The sequence below is a fragment of the Dietzia maris genome, assembly GCF_036287335.1.
GTDB classification, from domain to species: Bacteria; Actinomycetota; Actinomycetes; order Mycobacteriales; family Mycobacteriaceae; genus Dietzia; species Dietzia cinnamea.
The window spans coordinates 607286-632360 of the sequence record NZ_CP143053.1 but is presented as its reverse complement, the minus strand read 5'-3'; the positions used below and the strand labels follow the sequence as shown (position 1 = coordinate 632360).

General features: G+C 72.1%; 23 protein-coding genes. 5 read left to right on the top strand and 18 right to left on the bottom strand.

From position 1 onward, the window contains the following. Positions 1-136 precede the first annotated feature (136 nt). The 7 genes from VYL96_RS02865 to ftsH form a co-directional block, all read right to left on the bottom strand. Entirely contained in the window at positions 137-1285 is a 1149-nt protein-coding gene (locus VYL96_RS02865; RefSeq protein ID WP_061916571.1) for a DUF6779 domain-containing protein, read from the bottom strand. Positions 1286-1407: 122 nt separating this feature from the next. Further along, complete coding sequence (locus tag VYL96_RS02860; RefSeq protein ID WP_061227477.1) at positions 1408-1884, bottom strand: DUF3180 domain-containing protein; 477 nt, start codon at positions 1882-1884, stop codon at positions 1408-1410. Continuing rightward, the gene (folK, locus tag VYL96_RS02855) at positions 1881-2411 is read right to left on the bottom strand and encodes a 2-amino-4-hydroxy-6-hydroxymethyldihydropteridine diphosphokinase (protein ID WP_061227478.1); all 531 of its coding nucleotides are present in this window, start codon (positions 2409-2411) and stop codon (positions 1881-1883) included. The genes VYL96_RS02860 and folK overlap by 4 nt, the downstream gene beginning before the upstream one ends. Next, positions 2408-2803 carry a dihydroneopterin aldolase gene (gene folB / locus VYL96_RS02850; RefSeq protein ID WP_061227567.1) on the bottom strand — a complete coding sequence of 132 codons (396 nt, stop codon included), beginning with the start codon at positions 2801-2803 and terminating at the stop codon, positions 2408-2410. Before folB ends, folK begins: the two co-directional genes overlap by 4 nt. Then, on the bottom strand, positions 2803-3666 hold the full coding sequence (gene folP / locus VYL96_RS02845) for a dihydropteroate synthase (protein ID WP_438356731.1): 864 nt from the start codon (positions 3664-3666) through the stop codon (positions 2803-2805). The genes folB and folP overlap by 1 nt, the downstream gene beginning before the upstream one ends. Then, positions 3663-4286, bottom strand: coding sequence for a GTP cyclohydrolase I FolE (folE, locus tag VYL96_RS02840; RefSeq protein WP_061916559.1), 624 nt, complete (start codon positions 4284-4286; stop codon positions 3663-3665). The genes folP and folE overlap by 4 nt, the downstream gene beginning before the upstream one ends. 33 nt (positions 4287-4319) lie before the next feature. Further along, positions 4320-6788, bottom strand: a complete 2469-nt coding sequence (gene ftsH, locus VYL96_RS02835) for an ATP-dependent zinc metalloprotease FtsH (protein WP_061227481.1) — start codon at positions 6786-6788, stop codon at positions 4320-4322. Positions 6789-6940: 152 nt separating this feature from the next. On the opposite strand from ftsH, the gene VYL96_RS02830 reads away from it, so the two are divergent. Next, positions 6941-8302, top strand: coding sequence for an amidase (locus VYL96_RS02830; protein WP_243699670.1), 1362 nt, complete (start codon positions 6941-6943; stop codon positions 8300-8302). Positions 8303-8320: 18 nt separating this feature from the next. Here VYL96_RS02830 and VYL96_RS02825 read toward each other — a convergent pair whose 3' ends face one another. Both VYL96_RS02825 and VYL96_RS02820 read right to left on the bottom strand, forming a co-directional pair. Further along, positions 8321-8599, bottom strand: coding sequence for a DUF1059 domain-containing protein (locus VYL96_RS02825; RefSeq protein ID WP_243699669.1), 279 nt, complete (start codon positions 8597-8599; stop codon positions 8321-8323). Between the two features lie 4 nt (positions 8600-8603). Next, positions 8604-9584: a sigma-70 family RNA polymerase sigma factor gene (locus tag VYL96_RS02820; protein ID WP_243699668.1), complete on the bottom strand. Its 981-nt coding sequence runs from the start codon at positions 9582-9584 to the stop codon at positions 8604-8606. A gap of 196 nt (positions 9585-9780) precedes the next feature. On the opposite strand from VYL96_RS02820, the gene VYL96_RS02815 reads away from it, so the two are divergent. Next, positions 9781-9945, top strand: a complete 165-nt coding sequence (locus tag VYL96_RS02815) for a hypothetical protein (protein ID WP_156482520.1) — start codon at positions 9781-9783, stop codon at positions 9943-9945. Positions 9946-10571: 626 nt separating this feature from the next. Here the strand turns inward: VYL96_RS02815 and VYL96_RS02810 are convergent. The 6 genes from VYL96_RS02810 to VYL96_RS02785 form a co-directional block, all read right to left on the bottom strand. Further along, the gene (locus tag VYL96_RS02810) at positions 10572-12107 is read right to left on the bottom strand and encodes an acyl-CoA synthetase (protein ID WP_061916568.1); all 1536 of its coding nucleotides are present in this window, start codon (positions 12105-12107) and stop codon (positions 10572-10574) included. A 20-nt stretch (positions 12108-12127) separates the two neighbouring features. Next, positions 12128-13441 carry an exodeoxyribonuclease VII large subunit gene (locus tag VYL96_RS02805; protein WP_156482521.1) on the bottom strand — a complete coding sequence of 438 codons (1314 nt, stop codon included), beginning with the start codon at positions 13439-13441 and terminating at the stop codon, positions 12128-12130. A 133-nt stretch (positions 13442-13574) separates the two neighbouring features. After that, the gene (gene hpt, locus VYL96_RS02800; RefSeq protein ID WP_061227485.1) at positions 13575-14132 is read right to left on the bottom strand and encodes a hypoxanthine phosphoribosyltransferase; all 558 of its coding nucleotides are present in this window, start codon (positions 14130-14132) and stop codon (positions 13575-13577) included. Then, a complete protein-coding gene (tilS, locus tag VYL96_RS02795; protein WP_061227486.1) occupies positions 14133-15146 on the bottom strand; it encodes a tRNA lysidine(34) synthetase TilS in 1014 nt (337 codons plus the stop codon). It lies immediately after the preceding gene. Next, entirely contained in the window at positions 15133-16527 is a 1395-nt protein-coding gene (gene dacB, locus VYL96_RS02790) for a D-alanyl-D-alanine carboxypeptidase/D-alanyl-D-alanine endopeptidase (protein ID WP_243699667.1), read from the bottom strand. Before dacB ends, tilS begins: the two co-directional genes overlap by 14 nt. A gap of 66 nt (positions 16528-16593) precedes the next feature. Then, the gene (locus tag VYL96_RS02785) at positions 16594-17058 is read right to left on the bottom strand and encodes a hypothetical protein (RefSeq protein ID WP_254425955.1); all 465 of its coding nucleotides are present in this window, start codon (positions 17056-17058) and stop codon (positions 16594-16596) included. Between VYL96_RS02785 and VYL96_RS02780 the strand changes: the two genes are divergently transcribed. Together VYL96_RS02780 and VYL96_RS02775 are read left to right on the top strand one after the other, a co-directional pair. Further along, positions 17057-18199 carry an IS630 family transposase gene (locus VYL96_RS02780; protein ID WP_061917901.1) on the top strand — a complete coding sequence of 381 codons (1143 nt, stop codon included), beginning with the start codon at positions 17057-17059 and terminating at the stop codon, positions 18197-18199. The two genes, VYL96_RS02785 and VYL96_RS02780, sit on opposite strands and share 2 nt — an antisense overlap. Positions 18200-18343: 144 nt before the next feature. Continuing rightward, the gene (locus VYL96_RS02775; RefSeq protein ID WP_061227487.1) at positions 18344-18856 is read left to right on the top strand and encodes an inorganic diphosphatase; all 513 of its coding nucleotides are present in this window, start codon (positions 18344-18346) and stop codon (positions 18854-18856) included. A 122-nt stretch (positions 18857-18978) separates the two neighbouring features. Here the strand turns inward: VYL96_RS02775 and VYL96_RS02770 are convergent, their stop codons facing one another. The 3 genes from VYL96_RS02770 to VYL96_RS02760 form a co-directional block, all read right to left on the bottom strand. Further along, positions 18979-19854 (bottom strand): crotonase/enoyl-CoA hydratase family protein, encoded by an 876-nt coding sequence (locus tag VYL96_RS02770; protein WP_082767562.1) that lies wholly within the window; start codon positions 19852-19854, stop codon positions 18979-18981. Positions 19855-19904: 50 nt separating this feature from the next. Then, positions 19905-20111, bottom strand: coding sequence for a PspC domain-containing protein (locus VYL96_RS02765; protein ID WP_061227488.1), 207 nt, complete (start codon positions 20109-20111; stop codon positions 19905-19907). Positions 20112-20245: 134 nt separating this feature from the next. Then, positions 20246-21139: an SDR family oxidoreductase gene (locus VYL96_RS02760; protein WP_061227489.1), complete on the bottom strand. Its 894-nt coding sequence runs from the start codon at positions 21137-21139 to the stop codon at positions 20246-20248. Between the two features lie 38 nt (positions 21140-21177). Between VYL96_RS02760 and VYL96_RS02755 the strand changes: the two genes are divergently transcribed. Further along, positions 21178-25059, top strand: coding sequence for a Pls/PosA family non-ribosomal peptide synthetase (locus tag VYL96_RS02755; protein WP_131885831.1), 3882 nt, complete (start codon positions 21178-21180; stop codon positions 25057-25059). Positions 25060-25075 lie beyond the last annotated feature (16 nt).

The window sequence follows — 25075 nt, the reverse complement described above, 5'->3', positions numbered from 1 at the left end:
CTCCAGTGCTCGATCCGTTCCAGGCCCGCTCATTGTCGGCGGGTCCCGGACATCTCGCAGGCGAGAGTAGTCCTGTGGGCGGGCCGAATCAGTATGGAGTGGCGCACTTCACAGAACCGGAGGAGCGGCTCGCGCGTCAGTCCTCCGCGCGGCGTCGGCGACGGCTCGGCTTGGGCGCCTCGCCCTCCCCCAGGCGTGCCATGAGCTCGGCCACCGACAGCCCGCGACCCTCGCCGTGGCGGCTCGCCGGCGCCGACTCGGAGGCGGGCTGGGACGCGGGCTCGGGAGCCGACGCCGGCGCGGGCTCCGACGAACGCCGCGGCTCGGACGTCGATTCGGCCTTCGGAGCGGGCTCGCGCTTCGGCTCGGTCTGCGGAGCAGGCTTCGACCCGGTCTTCGGCGCGGCCGCCGGGCCGCTCGAGCTCGGGTCACGGGACGGCTGCCCGGCCACCGGGCGCACGGCGGGGCGACGCGGCTCACCGGTCGGCGCGTCCGCGGCGGCCCCACGTCCGGCGACCGGGGCGAGCCGCTCGGTGCGCTCGGTGCTCGGCGTGGCATCCGGCCCGACCCCGGCCACCGACGGCTCGGTCGGGGACGGCTCGGTCGGCGACGAAGGACTCCCCGGCTGCGTCGACCGCGTGAACGGCGCGGACTGGCCGGGCCGGTCGGAGGTCGTCTTCTCCCCGGACGATTCCGTGTCAGCGGAGGTCCTTGCGCCGACGCGCGGCGGCGTCATCCCGGGGGTACGACGGCGGGGCGCCACCCGCTCCGACGGGACGGACGGCAGGGACGAGCCTGCGCCGAGCTGTCCGGCCGGGCCGGGGCCGCCCACGGCGAAGCGGTCCTCGGGGAGGCTGACCCCCAGCGCCGACAACTGCTCACGCAGCGCGGCGATCTCCTGACGCAGCGCGAGCACCGAGTCCTCGGTCTCGGCGCGGACGCTGGCGCGCAGCTCCTTCTCCACCACCAGTTCGTGCTCCCGGCGGGCCGAGATCTCACGCTCGAGCTGCAGCTCGTAGACGGTGTGCAGGTCCCGGACCCGGGCGGCCTCCGCCGCGGCCTGCCTGCGGTAGCGCGCCACGAGGAACGCCCCGATGAACGCCGCCCACAGGGCGGACAGCGTCCCGATCCGCATCCACACCGGGTTGTCCGAGAAGACCATGACGACGGTGGCGATGAGCGCCAGGACCAGCAGCACTCCCAGAGCGATGCTCGCCAGTCCGCGATCGTCGCCGCGCGCGGGGCGAGCTGACCGGGGCTTGTCCATCGCGCCGTCGGAACTCATGACCCGCATGATACTCAGAGAATCACGGGTCACACAGGTAACCAGCGCGTGTCCGCTCCAACGGGGCCGACGAAAGTCGGGTCTCCAGGCGGGATCTCACCCGCCGTTCCCGCACGGCCGGCTCAGGCGGGTTCGCCCAGCCCGCCGTTCTCGTCGTCGTCGGGCGGGGTCTCACACGCCGACTCCAGGAACAGCCCGGCCCCCACCAGGGCCGCCCCGGACACCAGGACGGCGAGGGACGAGGGGAGCTCCGCCGCCGCGGCCGCCAGCTCGCCCAGGCGTGGGAGGAAGAACAGGGCCAGCCCCGCCCCGAACCCACCGGTGGCCGCCCCGAGCACCGCCGAGGCCTGCCCCAGCGCCGCGCACCGGGCGATGGTGAGCGGGTGCATCTGACTACGGTCCTGCCCGACGCCGCCGTCCGAGATCGCCGCACGGATGCGGATGGCCAACAGGACGTCGACCGCCGCGACCACCAGCAGCGTCACCCAGCCGAAGCCGATCGGCGGCATGGATCCCAGGAACGCGTCGACGAGGACGTAGGCGGCCACCGCCGCGACGAGCGCCACCAACGCGAGGGTCGACTTGGCCACCCGCGTCATGACGGCGCCACCCGGCCCCGAGGGGCGAGGGTCCCGGGAAGCCGCCGTACCGCGGAGACATCCGCCGGGTCGAGCGCCGCGAGGTGGTCGGTGACGGGCACGCCGGCCAGGCGGGCGTCGGGATCGATCTCCAGCCACGGCACGAGCACGAAGGCGCGCTCGGCCGCACGCGAATGGGGAAGGGTGAGGATCGGATCGTCGGAGACCACGGTCTCGCCGTCGACGTCGGCGGTCACCACGTCCACGTCCAGGGTCCTCGGCCCCCACCGCACCTCGCGGGTGCGGCCGGCCGCGCGCTCGCGGGCGAAGCCCCACTCGAGGACGTCGGCCGGAGTGCCGGGGTGCTCCACGAGGAGAGCGGCGTTGAGGAAGTCGTCCTGCTCGACGCCGCCCCACGGCGGGGTGGCGTAGACCGAGGACGCCGCGCGCAGGATCCCGTCGGCGGCCGCGGCGTCCACGACGCCCCGCAGGAGCTCGAGGGCGTCGCCCTGGTTCCCGCCGATCGACAGCACCGCCCGGCAGCTCACCGCTCGCCCCGCTCGTGGTGGCTACCGCCGCCGCGGGAGCGCCGTGCCACGACGGCGACGTCGGCGAACTCGGCCGGGATGGGGGCCTGCGGCTTGTGCAGCGTCACCTCCACCGCGTGGGCGTCGGGGGCCATCTCCATGACGCCGTCGGCGATCCGCGAGGCCACCGTCTCGATGAGGTCGCAGGACGGCCCGGCGACGACATCGCGCGCGAACAGCGCGAGTGCCCCGTAGTCGACCGTGTCGGCCAGGTCGTCGGAGGCGGTCGCGGCGGTGAAGTCGGTCCACAGGACCAGATCCACGAGGAAATCCTGGCCGTCCCGCTTCTCGTGGTCGAAGACCCCGTGCGTGCCCCGCACCCGCAGTCCGCGGAGTTCGATGCGGTCGGTCATCAGTGAGCCCCCGCGCGTCCGGCCGCCCACGCGGCGGCGACCCGCACAGCGTCCGCGCTGGGGGCGACGTCGTGGACGCGCACCGCCCACGCACCGGCGGCGGCCGAGAGCGCGGTGATCGCCGCCGTCGCCGGGTCCCGGCCGGTCACCGCGCGGGGCCGCCCGTCGGGCTCCGACAGGAGAGAGCCGAGGAAGCGTTTGCGGGAGGCGGCCACGAGGACCGGGAACCCGAGATCGACGAGCCGGTCGAGCCCGTGCAGCAGAGCCCAGTTGTCCTCCCCGTTCTTGGCGAAGCCCAGCCCGGGGTCGAGGACGACGTCCGCGGCGTCGATCCCCGCCGCCAGGGCGGCGTCGGCCCGGCGGGCCAGGTGGTCGCGCACCGCGCCGGCGACGTCATCGCCGTAGTCGGCGCGGCCACCGGCCCCGGCCCGGTACTCGTCCGGGGAGACCCAGTGCATGAGGATGATCGATCTCCGGTTCTCGGCGACCACCCGGAGCATGTCGGGATCGGCGAGCCCGCCGGAGACGTCGTTGATGATCGCCGCGCCCTCCTCCATCGCTCGGGCGGCGACCCGGGAACGCATGGTGTCCACCGAGACCGGCGCGAAGCCGGCGACCTCGCGGACGAGCGGCACGACGCGCTGTTCCTCGTCGGACTCCTCGACCCGCAGCGCACCGGGCCGGGTGGACTCGCCGCCGATGTCGACGAGGTCCGCGCCCTCGGAGACCATCCGCCGGGCGTGCGAGACCGCGTCGTCGAACGCGAGATGCCGCCCACCGTCGGAGAAGGAGTCCGCCGTGACGTTGAGGACCCCCATCACCGCGCAGTGCGCCGGGCGGGGCAGCCGACCTGGCGTGCTCACGTCCCGCGCAGGAGGCCGAGCGCCTCCGCCCTCGTGGAGGCGTTGGACCGCATGATCCCGCGGACGGCCGACGTCGTGGTGACCGCGCCCGCCTTGCGGATCCCGCGCATGGACATGCACAGGTGCTCACACTCGATCACCACGAGCACGCCGGAGGGGTCGAGCTTGTCGACCAACGCGTCGGCGACCTGGCTGGTGAGGCGCTCCTGCACCTGGGGGCGCTTGGCGTAGAGGTCTACGAGGCGGGCGAGCTTGCTCAGGCCCGTCACCGCGCCCGACTGCCCGGGGATGTAGCCGATGTGGGCGACCCCGTGGAACGGGACGAGATGGTGTTCGCACGTCGAATAGACGGGGATGTCACGTACCAGCACGAGCTCGCGGTGGTCCTCGTCGAAGGTGCGGGACAGCACCTCGGAGGGGTCCGTGTACAGGCCGGCGAACACCTCGCGGTAGGCCCTCGCCACCCGGGCGGGCGTGTCCTGCAGGCCCTCGCGGTCCGGGTCCTCGCCGACTGCGATCAGCAGCTCACGGACAGCGGCCTCCGCGCGGGGTGCGTCGAAGACCTCCCCCGTGGGCATCGAGCGCGCGTCGGCGGGGGGTAGGTGGTCAGGGGTCGTCATCAATCCTCTTCTCGCACGAAGCGGCCGCGGCGGTCAGTCCTCACGTTCCCACGGCGGTTGCCAGTCGGGGTCCTTGTCCTCGCGGCGGTGTGAACCACCGCCCGGGACGTCGGAGCCGGGGGCGACGTCCGTCTCCCCGTCTCCCGCCCGGGACCAGGCGCGGTTCGACGGCTCGGCGGGCTGTTCGCGACGGTCGCCGCCCTCGGGGCCGCCCCATCCGTCGGTGGGTCGACCGTTCACGGGCGCGGCGGGCAGACGCGTGGTCTCCGCCCCGCTCGGCCCGCGGTCACCGTGGTGGGAGGGCTGGCGCGGGGGCCAGCCCGGCGCCGACCAGCCCGGGGGCGGCGGCGTCCCGTAGGCGGGGATGCCGGACGGGCCCTGACCGCGGTCGGCGGAACCTGCCGGGCCGCGGGGCACACCGGCGGAGGCGCCGACACCGTTGCGCTCGTCGCCCGGCCGGTCGTGGGCCCGAGAGTCGCCGTCCGACGCGGGGTCACCCGCATCGCGACCGGTCGGCGGGACCGGCATCGCGAACGGGTCGGTCACCGGCGGGGGCCACGGCTCGCCGCGCTCCTTGGCCAGCTCTCCCGGGGTCTTGATGGGCGGCCGCGTCGACGGGATGCGGCCACCGAAGTCGTCGAACTCGGTGATCCGCGGGCGCTTGACCACGTCGGCGAAGAGCCTCTCGAGATCGTCCTGGCGCAGGGTCTCCTTCTCGAGCAGCTCGCCCGCGACCGCGTCGAGGATGTCGCGGTTGGACTCGAGCACCTGCCACGCCTCGGTGTGGGCGGCGTCGATGATCCGGCGGACCTCGTCGTCGATGATCTTGGCGACCTCGGGCGAGTACTCCCCCGCCGCGGAGCCGCCGCGGCCGAGGAACGGGTCCCCGCCCTCGCCGCCGTACTTCACGGCGCCGAGCTTGGCGCTCATGCCGTACTCGGCGACCATCGTGCGGGCGATGCGGGTGGCCTGCTCGATGTCCGAACTGGCTCCCGACGTGGGCTCGCCGAAGACGTACTCCTCGGCGGCGCGACCGCCCATCGCCATGACGATCCTCGCGATCATGTCTGCGCGCGTCATCAACGACTTGTCGTCCTCGGGGACCACGAGAGCGTGACCGCCGGTGCGGCCGCGGGCGAGGATGGTGACCTTGTGGACGGGCTCGAGGTCCTCCATCGCCCACGCGGCCAGGGCGTGTCCCGACTCGTGGTAGGCGGTGACCTTCTTCTCGTGCTCGCTGATCACCCGGTGCTTGCGGCGCGGGCCGCCCACCACGCGGTCCGTGGCCTCCTCGAGGATCTCGATGTCGATCTCGTCGCGGCCCAGACGCGCCGCCAGCAGCGCGCCCTCGTTGAGCACGTTGGCCAGGTCCGCACCCGACATTCCGATGGTGCGCCGGGCCAGGGACGTCATGTCGACGTCCGCGGCCAGCGGCTTGCCGACCGAGTGGACGGCGAGGATCGCCTCACGGCCCTTGAGATCCGGATTGGTCACCGGGACCTGACGGTCGAACCGGCCCGGGCGCAGCAGCGCCGGGTCCAGGACGTCGGGCCGGTTGGTGGCGGCGATGAGGATGACGGTCGAGCGGTCGTCGAACCCGTCCATCTCCACGAGGAGCTGGTTGAGGGTCTGCTCGCGCTCGTCGTGACCGCCGCCGGTGCCCGACCCGCGGTGCCGGCCCACGGCGTCGATCTCGTCGACGAACACGATGCAGGGCGCGTTCTGCTTGGCCTTCTCGAACAGGTCCCGCACACGCGAGGCGCCGACGCCGACGAACATCTCGACGAAGTCCGAACCGGAGATGGAGTAGAACGGCACCCCGGCCTCGCCCGCGACAGCGCGCGCGAGGAGGGTCTTACCGGTGCCGGGCGGGCCGTACAGCAGGACACCGCGCGGGATCTTGGCGCCGAGGCGCTCGTACCGCGCGGGGTTCTGCAGGAAGTCTTTGATCTCGTTGAGTTCCTCGACCGCCTCGTCCTCGCCCGCGACGTCCGCGAACGTGGTCTGGGGCATGTCCTTGGTGAACTCGACGGCGCGCGACTTGCCCACCCCGAACAGTCCGCCCTTGCCACCCTGCATCCGGGACATGAAGAAGAACAGCAGCCCGAACAGGATGAGCATGGGCAGCAGGAACGACAGCATCTGCGACAGGAAGCCCTGCTGGGTGACCGCCGTGTCGTACTTCTCCGGCTCCGCCGCGGCCACCCGGTCGAAGATCTGATCCGCGGCCCGCTCCGGGTACTTGGCGAGGAGCTGGTCCGTCTCCTCCGCACCCTCCTCGGGCGTGATCGGGTTCTCGAGCGTGAGGCGCAGCTGCTGCTCCCGGTCCTCGATCAGCGCTTCCCTGACGTTGCCGGCGTCGACCTGCGCCAACGCCACCGAGGTGTCGACCTCGGCGAAACCGCGGTCGTCGTTCGCGAAGAACGAGAACCCGACGATGGCCAGGATGATCACGCCCGCGATCGCGAGGTTGCGGAAGACGGTGTTGCTCTTGCGTTCCATTCGGTCCTCGTGTGGAAGGACGGCCCAGCCGGTCGGAGGGCCCGGTCGTGCACCCGACGTCGTCGGTATCGCCCCAGGCTACCCGCCGGCACCGACACCCCACCCCGATGATCGCCACGGGCGCACACCCCCGCCGTCGTACGATCGGGGCCGTGACCACCGATCCCTCGTCCGCGACCGCGACCGCGGAGGCCGTGCGCACCGGCGCCACCGGCGCGCTGGAGACCCTCGACGCCGCCTTCGACCGCGTGGACGATCTGAACCCGTCACTCCGCGCCTTCACCACCCTGCTGCGGGCGGACGGTCGGGCGGCCGGCGCCGCCGTCGACGCCGGGACACCGGAGGCCCGCGCGCGACTCCCGCTGGCGGGGGTCCCGCTGGCGATCAAGAGCACGGTCACCCTCGACAACCCCGTGGTGACCCCCCTGCTGGCGGCCGGCGCCGTCCCGGTCGGCGTCACCGCCGCCCCGCAGCTGTGCACGTGGGGGATGACCGATTCCGACGCCCACGGCATCACCCGCAACCCCCGGGACACGTCGCTGTCCGCCGGGGGGTCCTCGGGCGGCTCGGCCGCGGCCGTCGCCTCCGGCATGGTGCCTCTCGCGGTGGGTGACGACGGGATGGGCTCGCTGCGCATCCCCGCCGCGGCCTGCGGAATCGTCACCATCAAGCCCGGGCCGGGGGTCGTACCGACGCGCCTGTCCGGGGACAACTGGGGCGGCCTGGCCGAATCCGGCCCGCTGGGCCGGACGGTCGGCGACGTCGCGCTCGCCCTGTCGGTCATGGCGGGCCGCCCGGAGCTCGCCCGCACCGGCCCCGTGCCCGGAGGCACCCGCGTCGGCCTGTCCGTCGCGAGCCCGATACGGCTGGGCCGCGATCTCGTGCGCGTTCACGCACCCTGGGTTCGCGCGGCGCGGGAAGCCGCCTCACTGCTGCGCGCCGAGGGCCTCGTCGTCGTCGACACCTCCCTGCCGTCCCCGCGCGACCCGATCCTCTACCTCGCGCGGTGGACCTCCGCCGTGGCGCGCGCCGCCGAGGAGGAGAACCTCCCCCTCTCGGCGATGGAGCGTCGCACCCGACACCACGCGCTGCTCGGCCGCACCGTGTTCCGGCGGGGCGGCGCCGGCGACGGTGACACCCGTTGGAACCGCGGCGTCCGGGCGCTCCGCGCGGACGTCGAGCGCGCCATGGACAGCGCGGGGGTCGACGTGTGGCTGACCCCGGCGCTGGCCGACGTCCCGCCCGAGGCGACCGACTGGCACCGGCGATCCTGGGGGCGCTCCCTGTGGGCGTCCATGCGGTTCTCGCCCTTCACGCCGCTGGCGAACGTCCTGGGCTGGCCCGCGCTCTCCGTGCCGTGCGGCAGCACCACCACCCCGGCGGGACGGGCCCTGCCGACGTCGGTCCAGCTCGTGGGGCGGCCGGGCTCCGAGACGACGCTGCTCGCGCTCGCGGCCGTCATCGAGCGGGCGGGAGTCGGCGTACGGACTCCGGGCGAGGCCGGCGCCTCCTGATGCCCCGCCTCCTGACGCTCAGTCCTCCGGCAGGTCGGCGAAGCGCTTCTTGACGTCGCGGTACCACCCCAGCGACTGCCGGGGCCGGCGCCACCTGCCCTTCATGTCCTCCCGCGCCGGCACGTGCGCCTCGTCGCCGGCCCGGACGCGCTCCTTGAGGTGTGCGTCCTGTGCGTTGATCACGTCGTCCGCCGTCTCGCCGCGGTGCGCCAGATCGCAGGGCCCGCCCAGGTCCTTGCAGGTCATGGCCTTCATGTGGAGTCCGTCCTCTCGGGTCGTGGCGGTCGCGGATCGCACCGCCTCACCTCGTTGACGAGCGGCGCGTCCCGGATGTGACCGCGGCGCTCACCCGTCTCGCCGCCGCGCGCTCACCGCTGGTCGCCGCCCCGGCGCCGCCGCAATCCGGCGAGCACTGGTCGCCGCCCCGGCGCCGCCGCAATCCGGCGAGCACGTCGGGGTCCGCGCGGAAGTCGATCCGGCGGACCAGGCCGTCGGTGACCAGGAAGTCGAACGCCACCCGGGCCTCGCCGCGGTCGAACCACGCCGCGCCCGGTCGGTCGTGGACGAAGACGGGCAGCGCCGCGGCGGCCGCGCCGTTGAAGAACTCCGCCACGGCGTCGCCGCCGTCGATGCGCGACGGGGTGCCCACGCGCACGGCGACGGGGTCGCCGGTGACGACGACGTCCGGCGCGAGGAGTTCGAGGAGGCGGGTGAACTCGCCGTGCCTGGCCGCGGCGAGAAAGGCGTCGACGACGAGCCAGTCCGCCTGCTCGCCGGTGTCGCCCGCCCGGGTGATCTTCGCGCGGGCCCTCGACGCCAGTTTGCGCGCCGTGGCCGGGAGGCAGTCGAGGATGTCGGCGACAGTGGCGAAGTCGACCGAGAACAGGTCGTGCAGGACGAAGGCCACCCGCTCCGACGGAGTCAGGCGGTCGAGGACGACGTGCAGCGCCGCACCCATCGAGTCCGCGAGCACCGCCTCCTCGGAGGGGCCCGGCTCGACGGAGGCGCGGTCGATGGACGCGCCGTCGGGGCGCTCCGGGTCGCCGGGCTCGAGCGGTCGCGGCACCGCCGCCTTGAGCCGGTCGAGGCACAATCGCGTGACGACGGTCGTGAGCCAGGCGGGCAGCGAGTCGATGCCCGCCTTGTCCGCGCGCGCGAGGCGCAGCCAGGCCTGCTGGACGATGTCCTCGGCCTCCGCATGATCCCCCAGGAGGCGCCCGGCGATCCGGACGAGACGGGGTCGCTCGCGCTCGAAGCTCGTCACCACGTCCACGCCCGTCACCCTCTCAGCCCACGCACGCTCCCACAATAAGGAAAAACCGTCAAAGCACCGGCCCGGTCGGCGACATCCGGCGATGATGAGACCGGCTACGGAGGCGACGCCGCTCGCCCGTCGCCACCGGCCGGGTCACGCCGGCGCCGCCCACCACAGACCGGCCGCCCCCTGACGGGGAGCCGTCGACAGCAAAGGACGAACAATGGGAAGTCTCGCCACGCTCGCCGCCGGATCCGCCGAGTTCGCACTCGACTCGGGCTCCACTCTCGCCGACATGGGGACGAGCCTGCCGTCGCTGGCGCTGTCCTTCCTCGCCGCGTTGCTCGACGGCATCGCCGTCGACCTGGTGGCCAGCGTCGCCGACTGACGAGCAGGACCGAGGCTTGACTGGACGAGATAAGAAGCGCATCATCTTCAGCGGGGGATGTGTGTGAGTTATCTCACAATCGGTTTCGTCAGGCCGGACGCGGCGTCCGGCTGCCAGCCCCCCACCCTCACAGAAAGGGGCACCACCATGGGCAGCCTCGGAGTATTCGCAGAAGGTTCAGCTGCTTTCGGACTCAACTCGGGATCGACCGTGGCAGATGCCGCGACCAACCTGCCGTCCTTTTTCCTCGGACTCCTCGACTTCCTCGGCATCATGACCTCCGCCGACCTCACGGCGAGTGTCGCCTGACCGGCTCGGCCTGGGGGGAAGCAGGAACGAGAGCGAGATCCGACATCGGAGAAGCCGCCGACCGCGAGGTCGGCGGCTTCTCTCGTCTGCCTGCGAAGTGGGCGGACCGGGACGCGGGGTCGCCTCTCGGCGAGGGGCGCAACGCGGCTCCAGTCGAACGGAACTCCGCGAGGGCTGTGTGAGTGAGCCCGGGGGACACTGCCGCATCCCGATCCGCCCAGTAGAACCACGACGGTGCCAGATCTGTTCCCGCACACCGTCCGAGAGCTCCGCCACACTCCCCGGCGCCGCCTTTCACCGTCGCCGCCGGGTCCGCGTCAGGCGTACTGCTGCACGATCCGGCGCTTGACCAGCTTCCCGGTGGGCGTGCGGGGCAGCTCGTCGACGAGGTCGAGACCGCGGGGGATCTTGAAATCGGAGATCTTCCCCCGCAGGGAGTCGAGGATCTCCTGCGCGAGGCCCGGGTCGTCAGCGCGGTCCGCGGCGGGCACGACCACGGCGTGGACGCGCTCCCCCATCTCCTCGTCCGGCAGTCCGATCACGGCGACGTCCTCGACGGCCGGATGCAGGACGAGCGCGTTCTCGATCTCCTGCGGGTAGATGTTCACCCCGCCGGAGATGATGGTGAACGCTTTGCGGTCCGTGAGGTACAGGAAGCGGTCCTCGTCGAGGTATCCGACGTCGCCGAAGGTCGCCCACGTGGGATGGTCGGGGTGGCGCACGGACGCCGTCTTCTCCGGATCGCCGTGATAGGCGAAGCCGCCCTCGTCGTTCTGCCAGTAGATGGTCCCGATCTCGCCGGCCGGCAGCTCGTTGCCCTCGTCATCGCAGATGTGGGCGATGCCCTTGAGCCCGTCCCGTCCCACCGATCCGGGGCGCTCGAGTGCCTCCTGCGAGTTGATGAACGTGATGCCCATGCCCTCGGTCGCCGAGTAGTACTCGTGGATCACCGGCCCCCACCACTCGATCATGCGGCGCTTGACCTCGGGCGGGCACGGCGCGGCGGCGTGGATGGCGTGGGTCAGGCTCGACAGGTCGTACCTGGCTCGGGTCTCCTCCGGCAGCTTGAGCATGCGCACGAACATCGTCGGCACCCACTGCGAATGCGTCACCTTGTATGCCTCGATGAGCCGCAGCGCCTCCTCCGCGTCGAAGCGGTCCATGAGCACCACGGTCCCGCCGACGGAGTTGACCACGCCGCAGAAGCGCAGTGGGGCCGCGTGGTACAGCGGCGCCGGGCACAGGTAGACGCTGTCGGCGTCGAAGCCGTAGAGGAAGCTGAAGACCGGCGTGTAGTGGTCGGCCACCTCGTCGATCTGCCCCTCCGGCGGGTCCACGCGGACGCCCTTGGGCCGGCCGGTGGTGCCCGACGAGTAGAGGAAGTCGTGACCGCGCGGCTGATCCGCCGGAGGCTCGGTCGACTTGCCTTCGAGCAGCGATCGGTAGTCGTCGAACCCCTCGAGCGCGCCGCCGAACACGACCCGGTGCTCGACGCCCGGGTGGGCCTCCGGGGTGAGGTCGACGTGATCGGCGACCGGCGCGGAGACGAACAGGGCGCGGGCACCGCAGTCGCCGATGATGTACGACGACTCGTCCGGGGTCAGGTGATGGTTGATCGCGGCGATGTACAGGCCGGTCCGCAGGGCCGCCCAGTAGATCTCGAGCATCTCGAGCGTGTTGTCCGAGACCACGGCGATCGTCTCGCCGGGGCGAAGCCCCCAGTCATCGACGAGGACGTGCGCGAGCTGGGCCGAGCGGGCCTCCAGCTCGGCGTACGTGATCTGCTCACCCGTTGCGGGACGGATCACGGCGGGCTTGTCCGGGGTGGTGGCGGCGAAGGTTCCTGGATACATGTCCAGAGCGTATGTGTGATCTACAACACTGTCGGCTCTTTTGGCTCTCTGATCTTTCGCTGCCACCGCGCGCCGCGTTCCGGCGCCGTGCGGACCCACTCGAGGATCAGACGAGCAGCTCCTACCACTCCGGCCAGGGCGACGATCACGAAGACGAGTTCGCCCACGGCCACGGCCAGTCCGCCGATCGCAAAGGTCACCAGCACCGTCACTATCAGGGCGACCTCGACTGCTCGATTGGTCGCGAGCCGTTCGCCGGACCGGAGCCCCTGCTCGAAAGCGTGCTTCTGAGCCGCATCCGCTCGCGCGCGCTCGTCCTCGAGAGTCGCCTGCGCCCGGCTCAGTTCTGCTTCGACGGTTCGACACCGCGCTCTCGACTGTGCCAACCTACGCTTGACCTCCTCGAGCTCGGTCGGCTCCCCGGCCACCCGGGTCCCCGGGCTCTTGATCCCGGTAACCCTGGGGACCGAGCGGGAGCAAAGCTCGCGAAACGCCCACCCGAGCCCTTCTCCGAGCGAGCTCGGAGTGCCCCGCGACCCTCTTGCCGCGCAGTCGATCGCGAGCCGGTCACTCTCGTGCCCGATGGCCGTGAAGACGGGCATCGGCATGTCATGTACCGCCTTGACCACCTCGAGTGAGTGAAACGGCCAGAGATCGGACCACGGCCCCCCACCCCGGACGATGCACACGGCGTCGGCCCGGCTCTCGGGCACCTCATCCCGCAGAACCCGGACCAACTCGTCCGCCACACCGGCCCCCTCTAGCCTGAACGGGACGTGGACCAACTGGGGGCGGGGGAACTTCTCCGCACCCTTCCGCTTCGCGGTGCTCCAGAATGCGGCGCAGAAGTCCTCGTACGCCCGAGAGCTCTTACCGGTCACCACCGCGATACGGGACGGGGGTCGGTCGAGGGTCAGCTTCTGTCTCGTTTCCGAGGGGCTGAGTCGATCCGGGGGGATCCCGAGATCCTCGAGCGTCGACGGAAGACGATTTAACTGCGCCTGGAGGCTGCCGACCGCGTCGAAGTCATTGATGTACACGCCGGTGGCGCTGACCTGGATGGAGGTCCTCCGCACCTCGGCCGTGCCTATCACCACGACGCATCGGCCATCGGCGAGGCACTCCTCCAGAGGGTGACTCCACCTCGACTCCAGCCCCTGCCGGATTCTCCAGATCTGGTTGGCCGGGATCCAGACGCGGACCACATCTGGACAGTCCGAATCTCTCCCACAGAGATCGAACGAGACATAGTGGGCGTCGACCCGTGCGTTCCGGCATTCGCCCTCGACCTTCACCGGTTCGGCGGCGAGGGCTCGCCCCAGCGTCTCGCACAACTCGCGCGGATCGACCGCTCTGGTCCCGACTCGTGTCACTTCTTCCCTCTCGCCTCGGTTGTCACCGCGAACATAGGCGAGTGGTCCGACAAGCGGGGCGGGCAAGGGAGTCAGCCCAGGACGACCGGGCAGGTCAGGAGTACATGCGCGGGTGCAGCTTGCCGATGTACGGCAGATCGCGGTACCGCTCGGCGAAGTCCAGGCCGTAGCCCACCACGAACTCGTTGGGGATGTCGAAGCCGATCTCGAGGATGTCGAGATCGGCCTTCACCGCGTCGGGCTTGCGCAGCAGGGTGACGATCTCCAGCGAGCGCGGGTTGCGGGTCTTGAGGTTGCGCATCAGCCACGACAGGGTGAGGCCGGAATCGATGATGTCCTCGACGATGATCACATCGCGGTCGGCGATGTCGCGGTCCAGGTCCTTGAGGATCCGCACGACGCCCGAGGAGCTGGTGGACGAGCCGTACGAGCTGACGGCCATGAACTCCATCTCGGACGGGATGGGCAGCGCGCGGGCGAAGTCGGAGACGAAGATCGCGGCGCCCTTGAGGACGGCGATCAGCACGACCTCCTTCTCGACATCCGCGTAGCGCTCGCCGACGGTGGCGGCCATCTCGGCGATCCGCTCCCGGATCGCGTCTTCATCGAGGAGTACGGACTCGATCTCGTCCGCGTACTTGTCCGTGGTCATCTACGTCCCCGCTCCGCTCGCCCGGTCGATCTCCAGGACCACTTTTCCATGCCGACGCCGGGCGACCAACCTGGCCGTCGGGCCCACCCCGCGCGTCCCTGCGGGTCCGGTGCCCCCGACCGCGACGCCGCCCTGTCCGCGCCAGTCCGTGACGAGCGCGGCCACCGCCGTCAGGTGCGCGTACGTCGGGGAGATGACCCCCCGGGACAGCAGCCAGCGGCGCAGGACCCGGGTGAGCACGGCGGTCGACAACCGCTCCAGTCGGCTCACGTCCAGTGCGCCGTCGTCGCCGACGGGAACGGCCCCGGCGAGGCGGTCGAGCTCGTCGTCGTCGACCCTCGCCAGTTCCGCGGTGCGCGCCAGGCCCTCGGCGACCCCACCCCCCAGGACGTCCTCGAGCAGCGGCAGCACCTCGCGGCGCACCCGCACGCGCGTGTACGTCGGGTCGGTGTTGTGCGGGTCGTCCCACCAGGTCAGGCCGAGGCCACGGCAGGCGGCGCGGGTGTCGGCGGCGCGCACGCCGAGCAGGGGGCGGCCCCACGGCGCGTCCCACGCGGCCATTCCGCGCAACGACCGCGCGCCGGAGCCGCGCCCCAGGCCGAGCAGGACGGTCTCGGCCTGGTCGTCGAGGGTGTGGGCGAGCAGGACGGGTCGGTCGCGGCGCGCGGCGTCGAGCGCGGCGTACCGCGCGGTGCGGGCGGCGGCCTCGGGGCCGGAACCGTCGGAGTCGACGACGACGACGAGGACCTCCGCCGCCGTCCCGAGCCCGCGGGCCGCGGCGGCCGCGCGACGGGCGACCTCGTCGGACCCGGGCTGCAGGCCGTGGTCCACCACGAGCGCCGTCACGTCGGCGAACTCGGCGGCGGCCGCGGCGGTCAGGGCCAGCGAGTCGGCGCCCCCGGACAGGGCCACGCACACCTCGTCACCGACCTCGGGGTGGGCGCGTCGGAACGCCCGCACGGCGGCGCGCACCGTCCACGCGGCGCCGGTCCAGGCCCCGCTAGCGGCAGCCACAGGTCCGCAGCTCGGCGGCGATGCGGTCAAGGACCGGGCGCGCGACCGAGGGGTCGGTACCGGAGGACAGCAGGGCGAAGCTCATGGACCGCCCGTCCGCGCTGGTCACCGTGCCCGCCAGCGCGCTGGTGCCGCTGAGGGTCCCGGTCTTGGCCCGCACCCAGCCGGCGCCCGCCTCCGCCGGGCCGGTGAAGCGGTCGGCGAGCGTGCCCGAGCCCGCGGCCACGGGCAGGGTGTCGAGCAGGTCGCGCATCTCGCGGGTCGCGTCGGGGGCGGCCGCCGTGCGCAGGACGTCGGTGAGCGCGGCCGCGGACAGGCGGTTGCCGGAGCTCATCCCGGAGCAGTCGTCCAGGCGCACGCCCGTCATGTCCAGGCCGTGCTCGGCGAGGGTGTCGACCACCGCGGCGGTGCCCTGGGCGAAGCCCGCCGGCCGGTCGGGATCCCGCTCGAGCGCGACCTCGCGGCAGATGGTCTCGGCCAGGACGTTGTCCGAGTACACCAGCATCGAGCGCACCCGCTCGGTCAGCGGCGCCGACGACACCCGGCCCAGCTCCCCGCCCGTCTCCACGGCGGTCTCCGAGACCTTGACCCGCTCCGGGTCCACGCCCAGCTCGCGCGCCAGGGCGCGCCCGGCGGCCAGCGCGGGCTCGGTCGAGCGGGGCGAGTACTCGTCCGCCGGGTCCAGGCGCCCGGCGTCGAGCATCCACGCGTCCACCGGCGCCACGTTGCCGGCCGCGATCTCCGCGGGCACCCAGTTCGGCCCCATCCGCGGTCCGGTGTACGGGCCGGGGGCCACGACGATCCGCGCGGGCGTCATCCCGGCGGCGCGCACCACGTCGGCGGCCTGGACGACGGTCGCCGCGCCCGGGAACAACGGCCCCGGCTTCGCCCCGCCTGACATGGTCGGATCGCCACCCGGGACCACGACGAGGGTGTCCGGCTCGGCGCCCCGCGCCAGGGTGGTGTCGACCCTGGCGTCCGGCGGCAGCTGGAGCATGGCGGCGACCGCGGTGAGCAGCTTGGTGGTGGACGCCGGGACCTTGGCCTCGCGCGGGCGGACCTCCCACAGCACCTGTCCGGTGGCGTCGTCGACGACGCTGGCGGTGAGGTCGCCGACCGCGGGGTCCTGGGCGAGCGGGGTCAGGATCCGCTTGAGCGCGGCCGGGTCGGGCATCGGGGCCGAGCCGTCGGCCGGCAGCAGGCCGGGATTCACGTCGTAGGCGGCGTCAGAGGAGGTGTCCCCGATGAGTCCGCCGCGCTGGTCGACGTCGGTGACCAGGGCCGCCGCCACGAGTCCGGCGACGAGGACGGCGACGACGACGAGCACGACACCCGCCCGCCACACGAGCCCGCGCCCGCGCCACACTCCCCGCTCGGTCACTCGACCCACTTCCCGGACGCCCGCACGTCCACCGCACCTGTCCATGTCGCCTGCTGCCGCCCCACGCTAGTGGGCATCTCCGTTAGTTCGTCGGGGGTCGGTGATCCAGGCGGTGGGGTCGCCGAGATAGAGGCCGCAGGCGGTGTCGAGGGCTTCTGCGGGAGTGCCTGAGGGCCATCCGTTTGGCAGGGCGGCTTGCTGGTAGTCGTCGTGGCTGGCGCGGTAGATCGCAAAACCCCACTGGCTGGCTGATCCGGCGTAGCGCAGTCGGCAGAGCTTGACTTCGTCGCCGTCGGTCAAGGTGGCATCGATGTAGGCGAATCCGGCCCGGTAGCGGGTGTGCAGGGCCTGGATCTGGGGCCACCGTTCGGCAGCGCGGGCCAGGAGTTTCTGTCGCAGTGAGGTCTGTGTCGAGTCGGGGATCTTGGCCATGGTCTCCATCATCGCCGCCGCCGTTTCTCGCCCTCGACTTTCGGCTTGTTCCGGCGTGGCGGCTTGGCGGGCGCCGCTGGGTGCGTCAGAAATGAACATGCCTCCCACCAGCGCCGTTATCGTCATCCTGTCCGGCAAAGAACGCGACGTGCTGACCCGCCGCGCGCACGCTGCTCGTTGTGCGCACCGCGATGTACTGCGAGCCCGGATCGTCCTGGCGGCCGCTGCCGGTGATGCCAACGCTGCGATCGCCCGCGAGGTCGGGGTGTGCGAAGACACGGTGCGCCAGTGGCGGCATCGGTTCTGCACCGAGCGCCTGGAGGGTCTCAAAGATCGGCCCCGCTCGGGACGACCGCGAGTGTTCACCCCCGTCGAGGTCGCCCAGGTCAAAGCGTTGGCGTGTACGCGCCCGGCTGACCACGGTCTGCCACTGACCAGATGGTCGGCCGCCGAGTTGAGAGCCCACGCCGTGGCCACAGGGCTGGTGCGCCCCGTGGCGTCGGCGACGATCGGGCGCTGGCTGGCCGCAGATGCGATCAAGCCGTGGCAGCACCGGTCGTGGATTTTTCCCCGCGACCCCGACTTCGCCGTCAAGGCCGCCCGGGTGCTGGACCTGTACCACCGGCGCTGGAACGGCGTTGCTCTCGGCGACGATGAGTACGTCATCAGTGCGGACGAAAAATCACAGCTCCAAGCCCTCAAACGCCGTCACGCCGAGACTCCCGCCAGGCCCGGTCAGCCGCGGCGCGTGGAGTTCGAGTACCGCCGCGGTGGGACGTTGGCCTACTTCGCCGCCTACGACGTCCACCAGGCCCGCGTGATGGGGATGACCGCACCCAAGACAGGGATCGCCCCGTTCACCGAACTGGTCGAGCAGGTGATGACCCAAGAGCCATACGCATCCGCGAAGCGAGTGTTCTGGGTCGTCGACAACGGCTCATCCCACGCAGGTCAGGCCTCGAAAGACCGGATGCGTCATGCGTTTCCCAACGCGGTCCTGGTGCACCTTCCGGTGCACGCCTCGTGGCTCAACCAGGTCGAAATCTACTTCTCGATCCTGCAGCGCAAAGCCATCGCCACCGGCGACTTCGCAGACCTCGACGATCTCGCCGCACGCATCCTCGCGTTCCAGGATCGCTACAACCGAAGCGCCGAACCGTTCGGCTGGAAGTACACCCGCGACGACCTCAACCGCCACCTCGACCGCCTCAACAACGACGGCACCCTCCGCGCAGCATGACCCCCGACGAACTAACGGAGATGCCCACTAGCGGCCCGCGTGACGGCGCCCACCCCCGACGCCGGTGGCGCCTACTAGAATCACCCCGAATTGCCCGGGAGAGCCGTCTCGGGTTCCGGAGCATGACGATTTGTGAGGTAGCCCGTGTCCGTCGAAGTGACCATCGAGATCCCCAAGGGTTCGCGGAACAAGTACGAGATCCACCACGAGACCGGCAAGATCTACCTCGACCGGTTCCTCTTCACCTCGATGGGCTACCCGGCCGACTACGGCTACATCGACAAGACCCTCGCCGACGACGGCGACCCCTGCGACGCCCTCGTGCTGCTCGACGAGTCCGTGTTCCCGGGCGTGATCATCAAGTCCCGTGTCGTGGGCGTCTACACGATGTCCGACGAGGCCGGCGGTGACGACAAACTGCTGTGCGTGCCCGACCTCGACCCGCGCTGGGATCACATCCAGGACATCGACGACGTCCCCGACTTCGAGCTCAAGGCCATCGAGCACTTCTTCCTCCACTACAAGGACCTCGAGCCGGGCAAGCACGTCACCCCGGGCGAGTGGCGGGACAAGGCGCACGGCGAGAAGCTCGTCGCCGAGGGCCTGGAGAACTTCGTCGAGCACCCCGAGGAGAAGGCCGAGCCCTTCCGGGGCTGAACGAGGCCCGACCTCATCGAGAAGACAGTTCCGCCCGTGTCGCCCGAGTGGCGATGTGCGGAACTGTCTTCTCGTTGGTGGCTGGGTGGCGGACGCGGCGTACTGAGGCCGACCTCGACCGGTCAGCGGCCGGTGAATTCGGCCTCGCGCTTCTCCAGCGTCGCGCTGATCGCCTCCATCATGTCGGCGGAGGCCAGGAAACCCGCGTTCCACGTGGCCACGTAGCGGTTGGACTCGTAGATCGGCCCCTCGATCGCGCGATTGAGCACCTCGCGGGTGCCGCGCACCACGAGCGGCGGGTTGTCGGCGATCTCGGCGGCCGTGGCGTGTGCCGAATCGAGGACTCCGGCGGCGTCGTCGGCGACATGGGTGACGAGGCCGTACCGCAGGGCGGTCTCGGCGTCGATGTCACGGCCGGTGAGCGCCAGCTCGCGGGTCAGGGCCGAGCCGATGATGTAGGGCAGCCGCGCCAGCGAGCCCATGTCCGCGACGATGCCGACCTTGACCTCGCGCACCGAGTACGCCGAGTCCGCGGAGCCATGGCGGACGTCACAGGCCGAGATGAGGTCGATCCCGCCGCCGATGCAGCGACCCTGCACCGCCGCCACCGTCGGCGTCCTGGCGGACGCGACGGCGTCGACGGCCCGGCGCATGTTCTCCACGAAGTCGAGGACGCGCTCGTTGCGGGACGCGTCCGGGGCCTTGTCCTGCGGCAGGAACTCCATGAACTGCGGCATCATCGCCATCAGATCCAGGCCGTAGGTGAAGTTGCGGCCCTGCGCGGCGATGACCGCGGCGCGGACGTCGGGATCCGCGTCGAGCTCGGCCATGACCCGGGGCATCTCCGCCCAGAAGTCCGGGCCCATCGCGTTGTTCCGGCCCGGGCCGATCAGCGTCACCTGGGCGACGTGCGGGTGCCGGGTGGCCTTCTCGACGCGGACGGACGCGTATTCACCAGCGGCGGACGGGGCGGCGGCTGAGGTCTCTGCAATGCTCATGCGCTCAGCCTGCCAGAGCGGTCCCGACAACGGGGAGGGCCCGTCCCCGGTCAGGCGCGGGCGTCGGGCATGACGAACCACAGGATCGCGTAGATGAGCAGCTGCGGGCCCGGGAGCAGCAGCGAGGCCACGAACAGGACGCGCACCAACGCCGGGTCCAGACCGAAGTGGTCGGCCAGGCCACCGCACACGCCACCGATCCAGCGGTCCTCGGATCGGGTCAGGCGCTTCGGCCGAGAGGCGGGTTCGTGAGTCATGGCGATCTCCTCGTCGTCGTCCTGCCCGGACGATCGGGGACGTGTTCCCCGGTGAGCTCCACTCTCCACGACCGCGCCTCGCACCACATCGGGGAAAGACCCGGATCCCACGCCTCGGGGTGGTGCTGCTCGTGTCAGGTGTGGAACTCGCCGCAGTCCACGGTGAGCGTCTGCCCGGTGACTGCCGAGGCTGCGTCGGAGAGCAGGAACAGAACCGGGTCGACGATCTCCGCCTCGTCGGGCAGGCGACGCAGGTCCGTCTTCTCCGCCGTGTGCGCGTAGACGTCCTCGCCCGTCCCGCCGTACTTGGTGGCCAGGCTCTCGAAGTACGCCTTGAGGGTGTCGCCGTAGATGTAACCCGGCGCGACGGTGTTGACGCGGATGCCGCGCGGCCCGAGCTCGGTGGCGAGCGAATGCCCCAGAGCGACCAGGGCGGTCTTGGCGACCTTGTAGCCCGCGTAGCGCTCGCGGGAGTGGTGGATGACGGCCGAGGCCATCATGACGACCGAGCTCGTGGCAGGGCGGGAGGCGGCGGCGGGGCGGGAGGCGGTGGCGTGGGTGGCGTGGGTGGCGCCGGCGACGTGGGTGGCGTCATCGGCAGCGGCGCCGGCCTCGAGGAGCGGGGTGAACTCCTGCGTCGTACGCAGGGCGCCCAGGACGGACAGGTCGATCCCCGCGGAGATCTGAGCGTGGTCGGTGCGGGCCAGCGGCTTCATGCTGGGCACCGCGAAGGCGCTGTACACGAGCCCGTGGACCGCGTCGGCGTGGCCCTCGACGGTCTCACGCAGGGCACGCACCGAGTCGGGATCGGTGGCGTCGACGGGCGCGGCGATCGCCGTGCCGCCGGCGCGGCGCACGTCGTCATCCCGACGGACCGCGTCCGCGATGTCCTCCACCCGCGACGCCGTCCGCGCCGCGACCACCACCGACGCGCCCTGCGCCGCGGCGCGCAGAGCCAGCGTGTGACCGAAACCCGGACCCGCGCCCACGATCACGACGGTCCTGCCCTGAAGGCTCCCAGAAGTCATGCGCCTCACTTAACCAGCCCGGAGGTGACCGCGGCGGGATGTTCACCTCAGAGCGATACCATCCGCACGTGGCCACCATCCCAGAGCAGTATCTGCGCAGCTCGCACGCTGCGACCCCACGGACACTCCTCGACGTGTTGGGGTCGGCGGTCGAACGGCACCCGGACGCCCCGTGCCTCGACGACGGCACGCGCGTCCTCACCTACGGCGAGGTCTGGCGGCAGATCCAGGTCTCCGCCGCGTGGATGCAGGACCAGGGCGTCGGCGCCGGTGACCGGGTCGGCATCCACATGCCCTCCGGCTCGGCCGAGCTGTACCTGGCGATCCTCAGCACCCTGGCCGCCGGCGCGGCCTACGTCCCCGTCGACGTGGACGACCCGGCCGAGCGGGCCGAGCTGGTCTTCGGCCAGGCGCGGGTCGCCGCCGTGTACACCGCCCACGGCATGCTCGTCACCGACCCCGACCGCCCCGACGATCCCGCACGACACCGCCGGCCGACCGTCGACGACGACTGCTGGATCATCTTCACCTCCGGGACCACCGGCCTGCCCAAGGGCGTGGCCGTCACGCACCGCAGCGCCGCCGCGTTCGTGGACGCCGAGTCACGGATCTTCCTGCGGGACGCGCCCCTCGGCCCGGGCGACCGCGTGCTCGCCGGCCTGTCCGTGGCCTTCGACGCCTCGTGCGAGGAGATGTGGCTGGCCTGGGCCCACGGGGCGTGCCTCGTGTCCGCGCCGCGCTCGATCGTCAAGTCCGGACTCGACCTGGGGCCGTGGCTGCGCGAGCGGCGGATCACTGTGATCTCCACGGTGCCGACGCTGGCCTCGATGTGGCCGGACTCCATGCTCACCGACGTCCGCCTGGTGATCCTGGGCGGCGAGGCGTGCCCGCCGGAGCTCGCCGCGCGGCTCGCCGCCGACGGCCGCGAGGTGTGGAACACCTACGGTCCCACCGAGGCCACCGTCGTGGCGTGCGCCGCCCCGCTGACCGGCGCCGGCGAGGTGTCGATCGGGCTGCCCCTCGACGGCTGGGACCTCGCGGTGGTCGATCCCGCCGGGCAGCCGGTCGGCTACGGCGAGTCCGGCGAACTGGTGATCGGCGGCGTCGGGCTGGCCCGCTACCTCGACCCCGAGAAGGATCTCGAGAAGTACGCGCCCATGGAGACCCTCGGCTGGGACCGCGCCTACCGGTCGGGCGACATGGTGCGGCTCGAGGCCGACGGACTGTACTTCCACGGTCGGGTCGACGACCAGGTCAAGATCGGCGGACGCCGCCTCGAACTGGGCGAGGTCGACACCGCGGTGTCCGCGCTCCCCGGCGTCAGCGCCGGCGCGGCCGCGGTGCAGAAGACCGAGGCCGGACAGCCGGTGCTCGTGGCGTACCTCGTCGCCGACGACCCGGACGGCTTCGATCTGGCGGCGGCCGCCGGGCTGCTGCGCGAACAGCTGCCGGCGGGCGTCGTACCGCGGCTCGCGCTCGTCGACGAACTGCCCACCCGTACCTCCGGGAAGGTCGACCGCGCCGCCCTGCCCTGGCCGCTGGCCCAGACCTCGGCCGCCGAGTCCGAACTCGACGGCACCGAGGCGTGGGTCGCCGAGCTGTGGTCCCACGCCCTCGGGGCCGACGTCTCCGGCGTCGACGAGGACTTCTTCGCCCTCGGCGGCGGTTCGCTGGCCGCCGCGCACGTCGTGGCCCGCGTCCGCGAGCGCTTCCCCGCCGTGACGGTGGGCGACATCTACGACCGCTCCCGCCTGGGCGACTTCGCCGCCTTCCTCGACGAGCTCGAGCCGGAGGCCGAGGTCGCGCCGCGCCACGTCCGGCCCGTCGGGCCCGTCGCTCAGACGGTTCAGGTCCTCTCGACGATCCCGCTGCTCACCGTGACCGGCCTGCGGTGGCTGACATGGCTGGGACTCGCCAACAATGTGGCGGCCGAGCTCGGCGTGGCGTGGGCGCGGCCCGTGTCGTGGTGGGTGCTGGGAGTGCTCGCGGTGCTACTGCTGCTGCCCGTCGGCCGGATGGTCGTCACCGCCGGCCTGTGCCGGCTCCTCACGGCCGGCATCCGTCCGGGGACGTACCCGCGCGCCGGGTCGGTGCACCTCCGTCTGTGGGCGGCCGAGCGGCTCGTGGAGTCCTCCGGTGCCGTCTCCCTGACCGGGGCCGGCTGGCTGACCACGTTCGCCCGGCTCCTGGGCGCGCGGATCGGACGCGACGTCGACATGCACACGCTGCCGCCCGTGACCGGGCTGCTCACGGTGGGCGACGGCGCCTCCGTCGAGCCCGAGGTCGACCTGGCCGGGCACTGGGTGGACGGCGACGTGGTGCACATCGGCAGGATCGAGATCGGCGAGCAGGCCGTGATCGGCGCGCGGTCCATGCTGTTGCCCGGCGCGGTGATCGGCCGCGGTGCGCACGTCGAGATCGGCTCGGCCGTGGTGGGCACGGTCAAAGCCGGCAAGCGCTACGCGGGTTCACCGGCGCTCAAGCGCGGCAAGCGCGGGTCGAGCTGGCCCGCCGAGCCCGCGCCCCACAGCCGCGGCTGGAGCCTCGCGTACCAGCTCTCAGCCCTGGTGCTGGGCGGGATGCCGCTCCTGGCCCTGGCCGCGGGACTGGCGCTCGTGGCGTGGGGCGCAGGCGACGCCGCGGGTGTCGGGGAGCTGGCGGCGCGCGCCGCGCTGTGGTCGGTCCCCGGTGCGCTACTCGCGTTCGCCCTGTTCGCCGCGTTCACGCTGTTGTCGATCCGCCTGCTCTCGATCCGACTGACCCCGGGCTTCCACCCGGTCCACTCGCGCATCGCCTGGCAGGCATGGTGCAGCGAGCGGATCATGGACGCCGCCCGCACCTGGCTCTACCCGCTGTACGCATCGATGCTCACCCCGGTCTGGCTGCGCCTGCTGGGCGCGCGGATCGGCCGCGACGTCGAGGCGTCGACCGTCCTGCTCATCCCCTCGCTCACCACCGTCCGCGACGGCGCGTTCCTCGCCGACGACACCATGGTCGCCCCCTACGAACTGGGCTCGGGGTGGATGCGGCTCGAGCACGCCCAGATCGGCAAACGCGCGTTCCTCGGCAACTCCGGGATCGCCTCCGCAGGCCGCAAGGTCCCGGCGCGCGGCCTGGTCGCCGTCCTGTCGTCCGCCCCGCAGAAGGCCAAGAAGGGCACCTCGTGGCTGGGCTCGCCGCCGCAGAAGCTGCCGCGCGCCACCGCCGACGGCGACGACGACGGGCGCACCTACCGGCCGCCGCGCCGCCTGAAGATCGCGCGTGGGGCGTGGGAGACGCTGCGACTGGTCCCCGTGTGGCTGTCGTTCCTCCTGCTCGTCGGCGTGCTGGTGCTGTTGCAGGCCGCGCATCGCGAGTGGGGCTTCGGCGTGGCCGCCCTGCTCTCCGGCCCGGTCCTCGCCTACGCGGGCCTGGTCGCCCTGGTGGCGGCCGTGCTCGCCAAGTGGGTGCTGGTGGGCCGGATCCGCGCCGGCGAGCAGCCGCTCTGGTCGTCGTTCGTGTGGCGCAACGAGGTGGCGGACATGTTCGTCGAGCTGATGGCCGCGCCATGGGTGGCGCGGCCCGCCTCCGGCACGCCCGTCCTCAACCTCATGCTGCGGCTGTTGGGATCGCGCGTCGGCCGCGGCGTGTGGTGCGAGTCGTACTGGCTGCCCGAGGCCGACCTCATCTCCCTCGGTCGCGGCGCCACCGTCAACCGCGGCTGCGTGGTCCAGACGCACCTGTTCCACGACCGCATCATGCAGATCGACCGCGTGGATCTCGCCGACGGCGCCACCCTGGGCAGCCACTGCGTCGCGCTGCCGGCCTCGTCCATCGGCGCCGGCTCGACGGTGGGCCCGGCCTCGCTCGTCATGCGCGGCGACCGCATCCCCGCAGGCACACGGTGGCAGGGCAACCCGATCACGCCCTGGCGGGGCTAGAGCGGACGGCGCGCGG

What these genes read in the sequence shown, in the direction of transcription:
- VYL96_RS02765 (WP_061227488.1), bottom strand. Translation starts at nt 20,111, where the DNA reads ATGACTCACGAACCCGCCTCTCGGCCGAAGCGCCTGACCCGATCCGAG.
- VYL96_RS02760 (WP_061227489.1), bottom strand. Translation starts at nt 21,139, where the DNA reads ATGACTTCTGGGAGCCTTCAGGGCAGGACCGTCGTGATCGTGGGCGCG.
- VYL96_RS02860 (WP_061227477.1), bottom strand. Translation starts at nt 1,884, where the DNA reads ATGACGCGGGTGGCCAAGTCGACCCTCGCGTTGGTGGCGCTCGTCGCG.
- VYL96_RS02770 (WP_082767562.1), bottom strand. Translation starts at nt 19,854, where the DNA reads ATGAGCATTGCAGAGACCTCAGCCGCCGCCCCGTCCGCCGCTGGTGAA.
- folB (WP_061227567.1), bottom strand. Translation starts at nt 2,803, where the DNA reads ATGACCGACCGCATCGAACTCCGCGGACTGCGGGTGCGGGGCACGCAC.
- VYL96_RS02810 (WP_061916568.1), bottom strand. Translation starts at nt 12,107, where the DNA reads ATGTATCCAGGAACCTTCGCCGCCACCACCCCGGACAAGCCCGCCGTG.
- VYL96_RS02865 (WP_061916571.1), bottom strand. Translation starts at nt 1,285, where the DNA reads ATGAGTTCCGACGGCGCGATGGACAAGCCCCGGTCAGCTCGCCCCGCG.
- folE (WP_061916559.1), bottom strand. Translation starts at nt 4,286, where the DNA reads ATGACGACCCCTGACCACCTACCCCCCGCCGACGCGCGCTCGATGCCC.
- VYL96_RS02815 (WP_156482520.1), top strand. Translation starts at nt 9,781, where the DNA reads ATGGGAAGTCTCGCCACGCTCGCCGCCGGATCCGCCGAGTTCGCACTC.
- hpt (WP_061227485.1), bottom strand. Translation starts at nt 14,132, where the DNA reads ATGACCACGGACAAGTACGCGGACGAGATCGAGTCCGTACTCCTCGAT.
- ftsH (WP_061227481.1), bottom strand. Translation starts at nt 6,788, where the DNA reads ATGGAACGCAAGAGCAACACCGTCTTCCGCAACCTCGCGATCGCGGGC.
- VYL96_RS02780 (WP_061917901.1), top strand. Translation starts at nt 17,057, where the DNA reads ATGCCTCCCACCAGCGCCGTTATCGTCATCCTGTCCGGCAAAGAACGC.
- VYL96_RS02755 (WP_131885831.1), top strand. Translation starts at nt 21,178, where the DNA reads ATGTTCACCTCAGAGCGATACCATCCGCACGTGGCCACCATCCCAGAG.
- VYL96_RS02785 (WP_254425955.1), bottom strand. Translation starts at nt 17,058, where the DNA reads ATGTTCATTTCTGACGCACCCAGCGGCGCCCGCCAAGCCGCCACGCCG.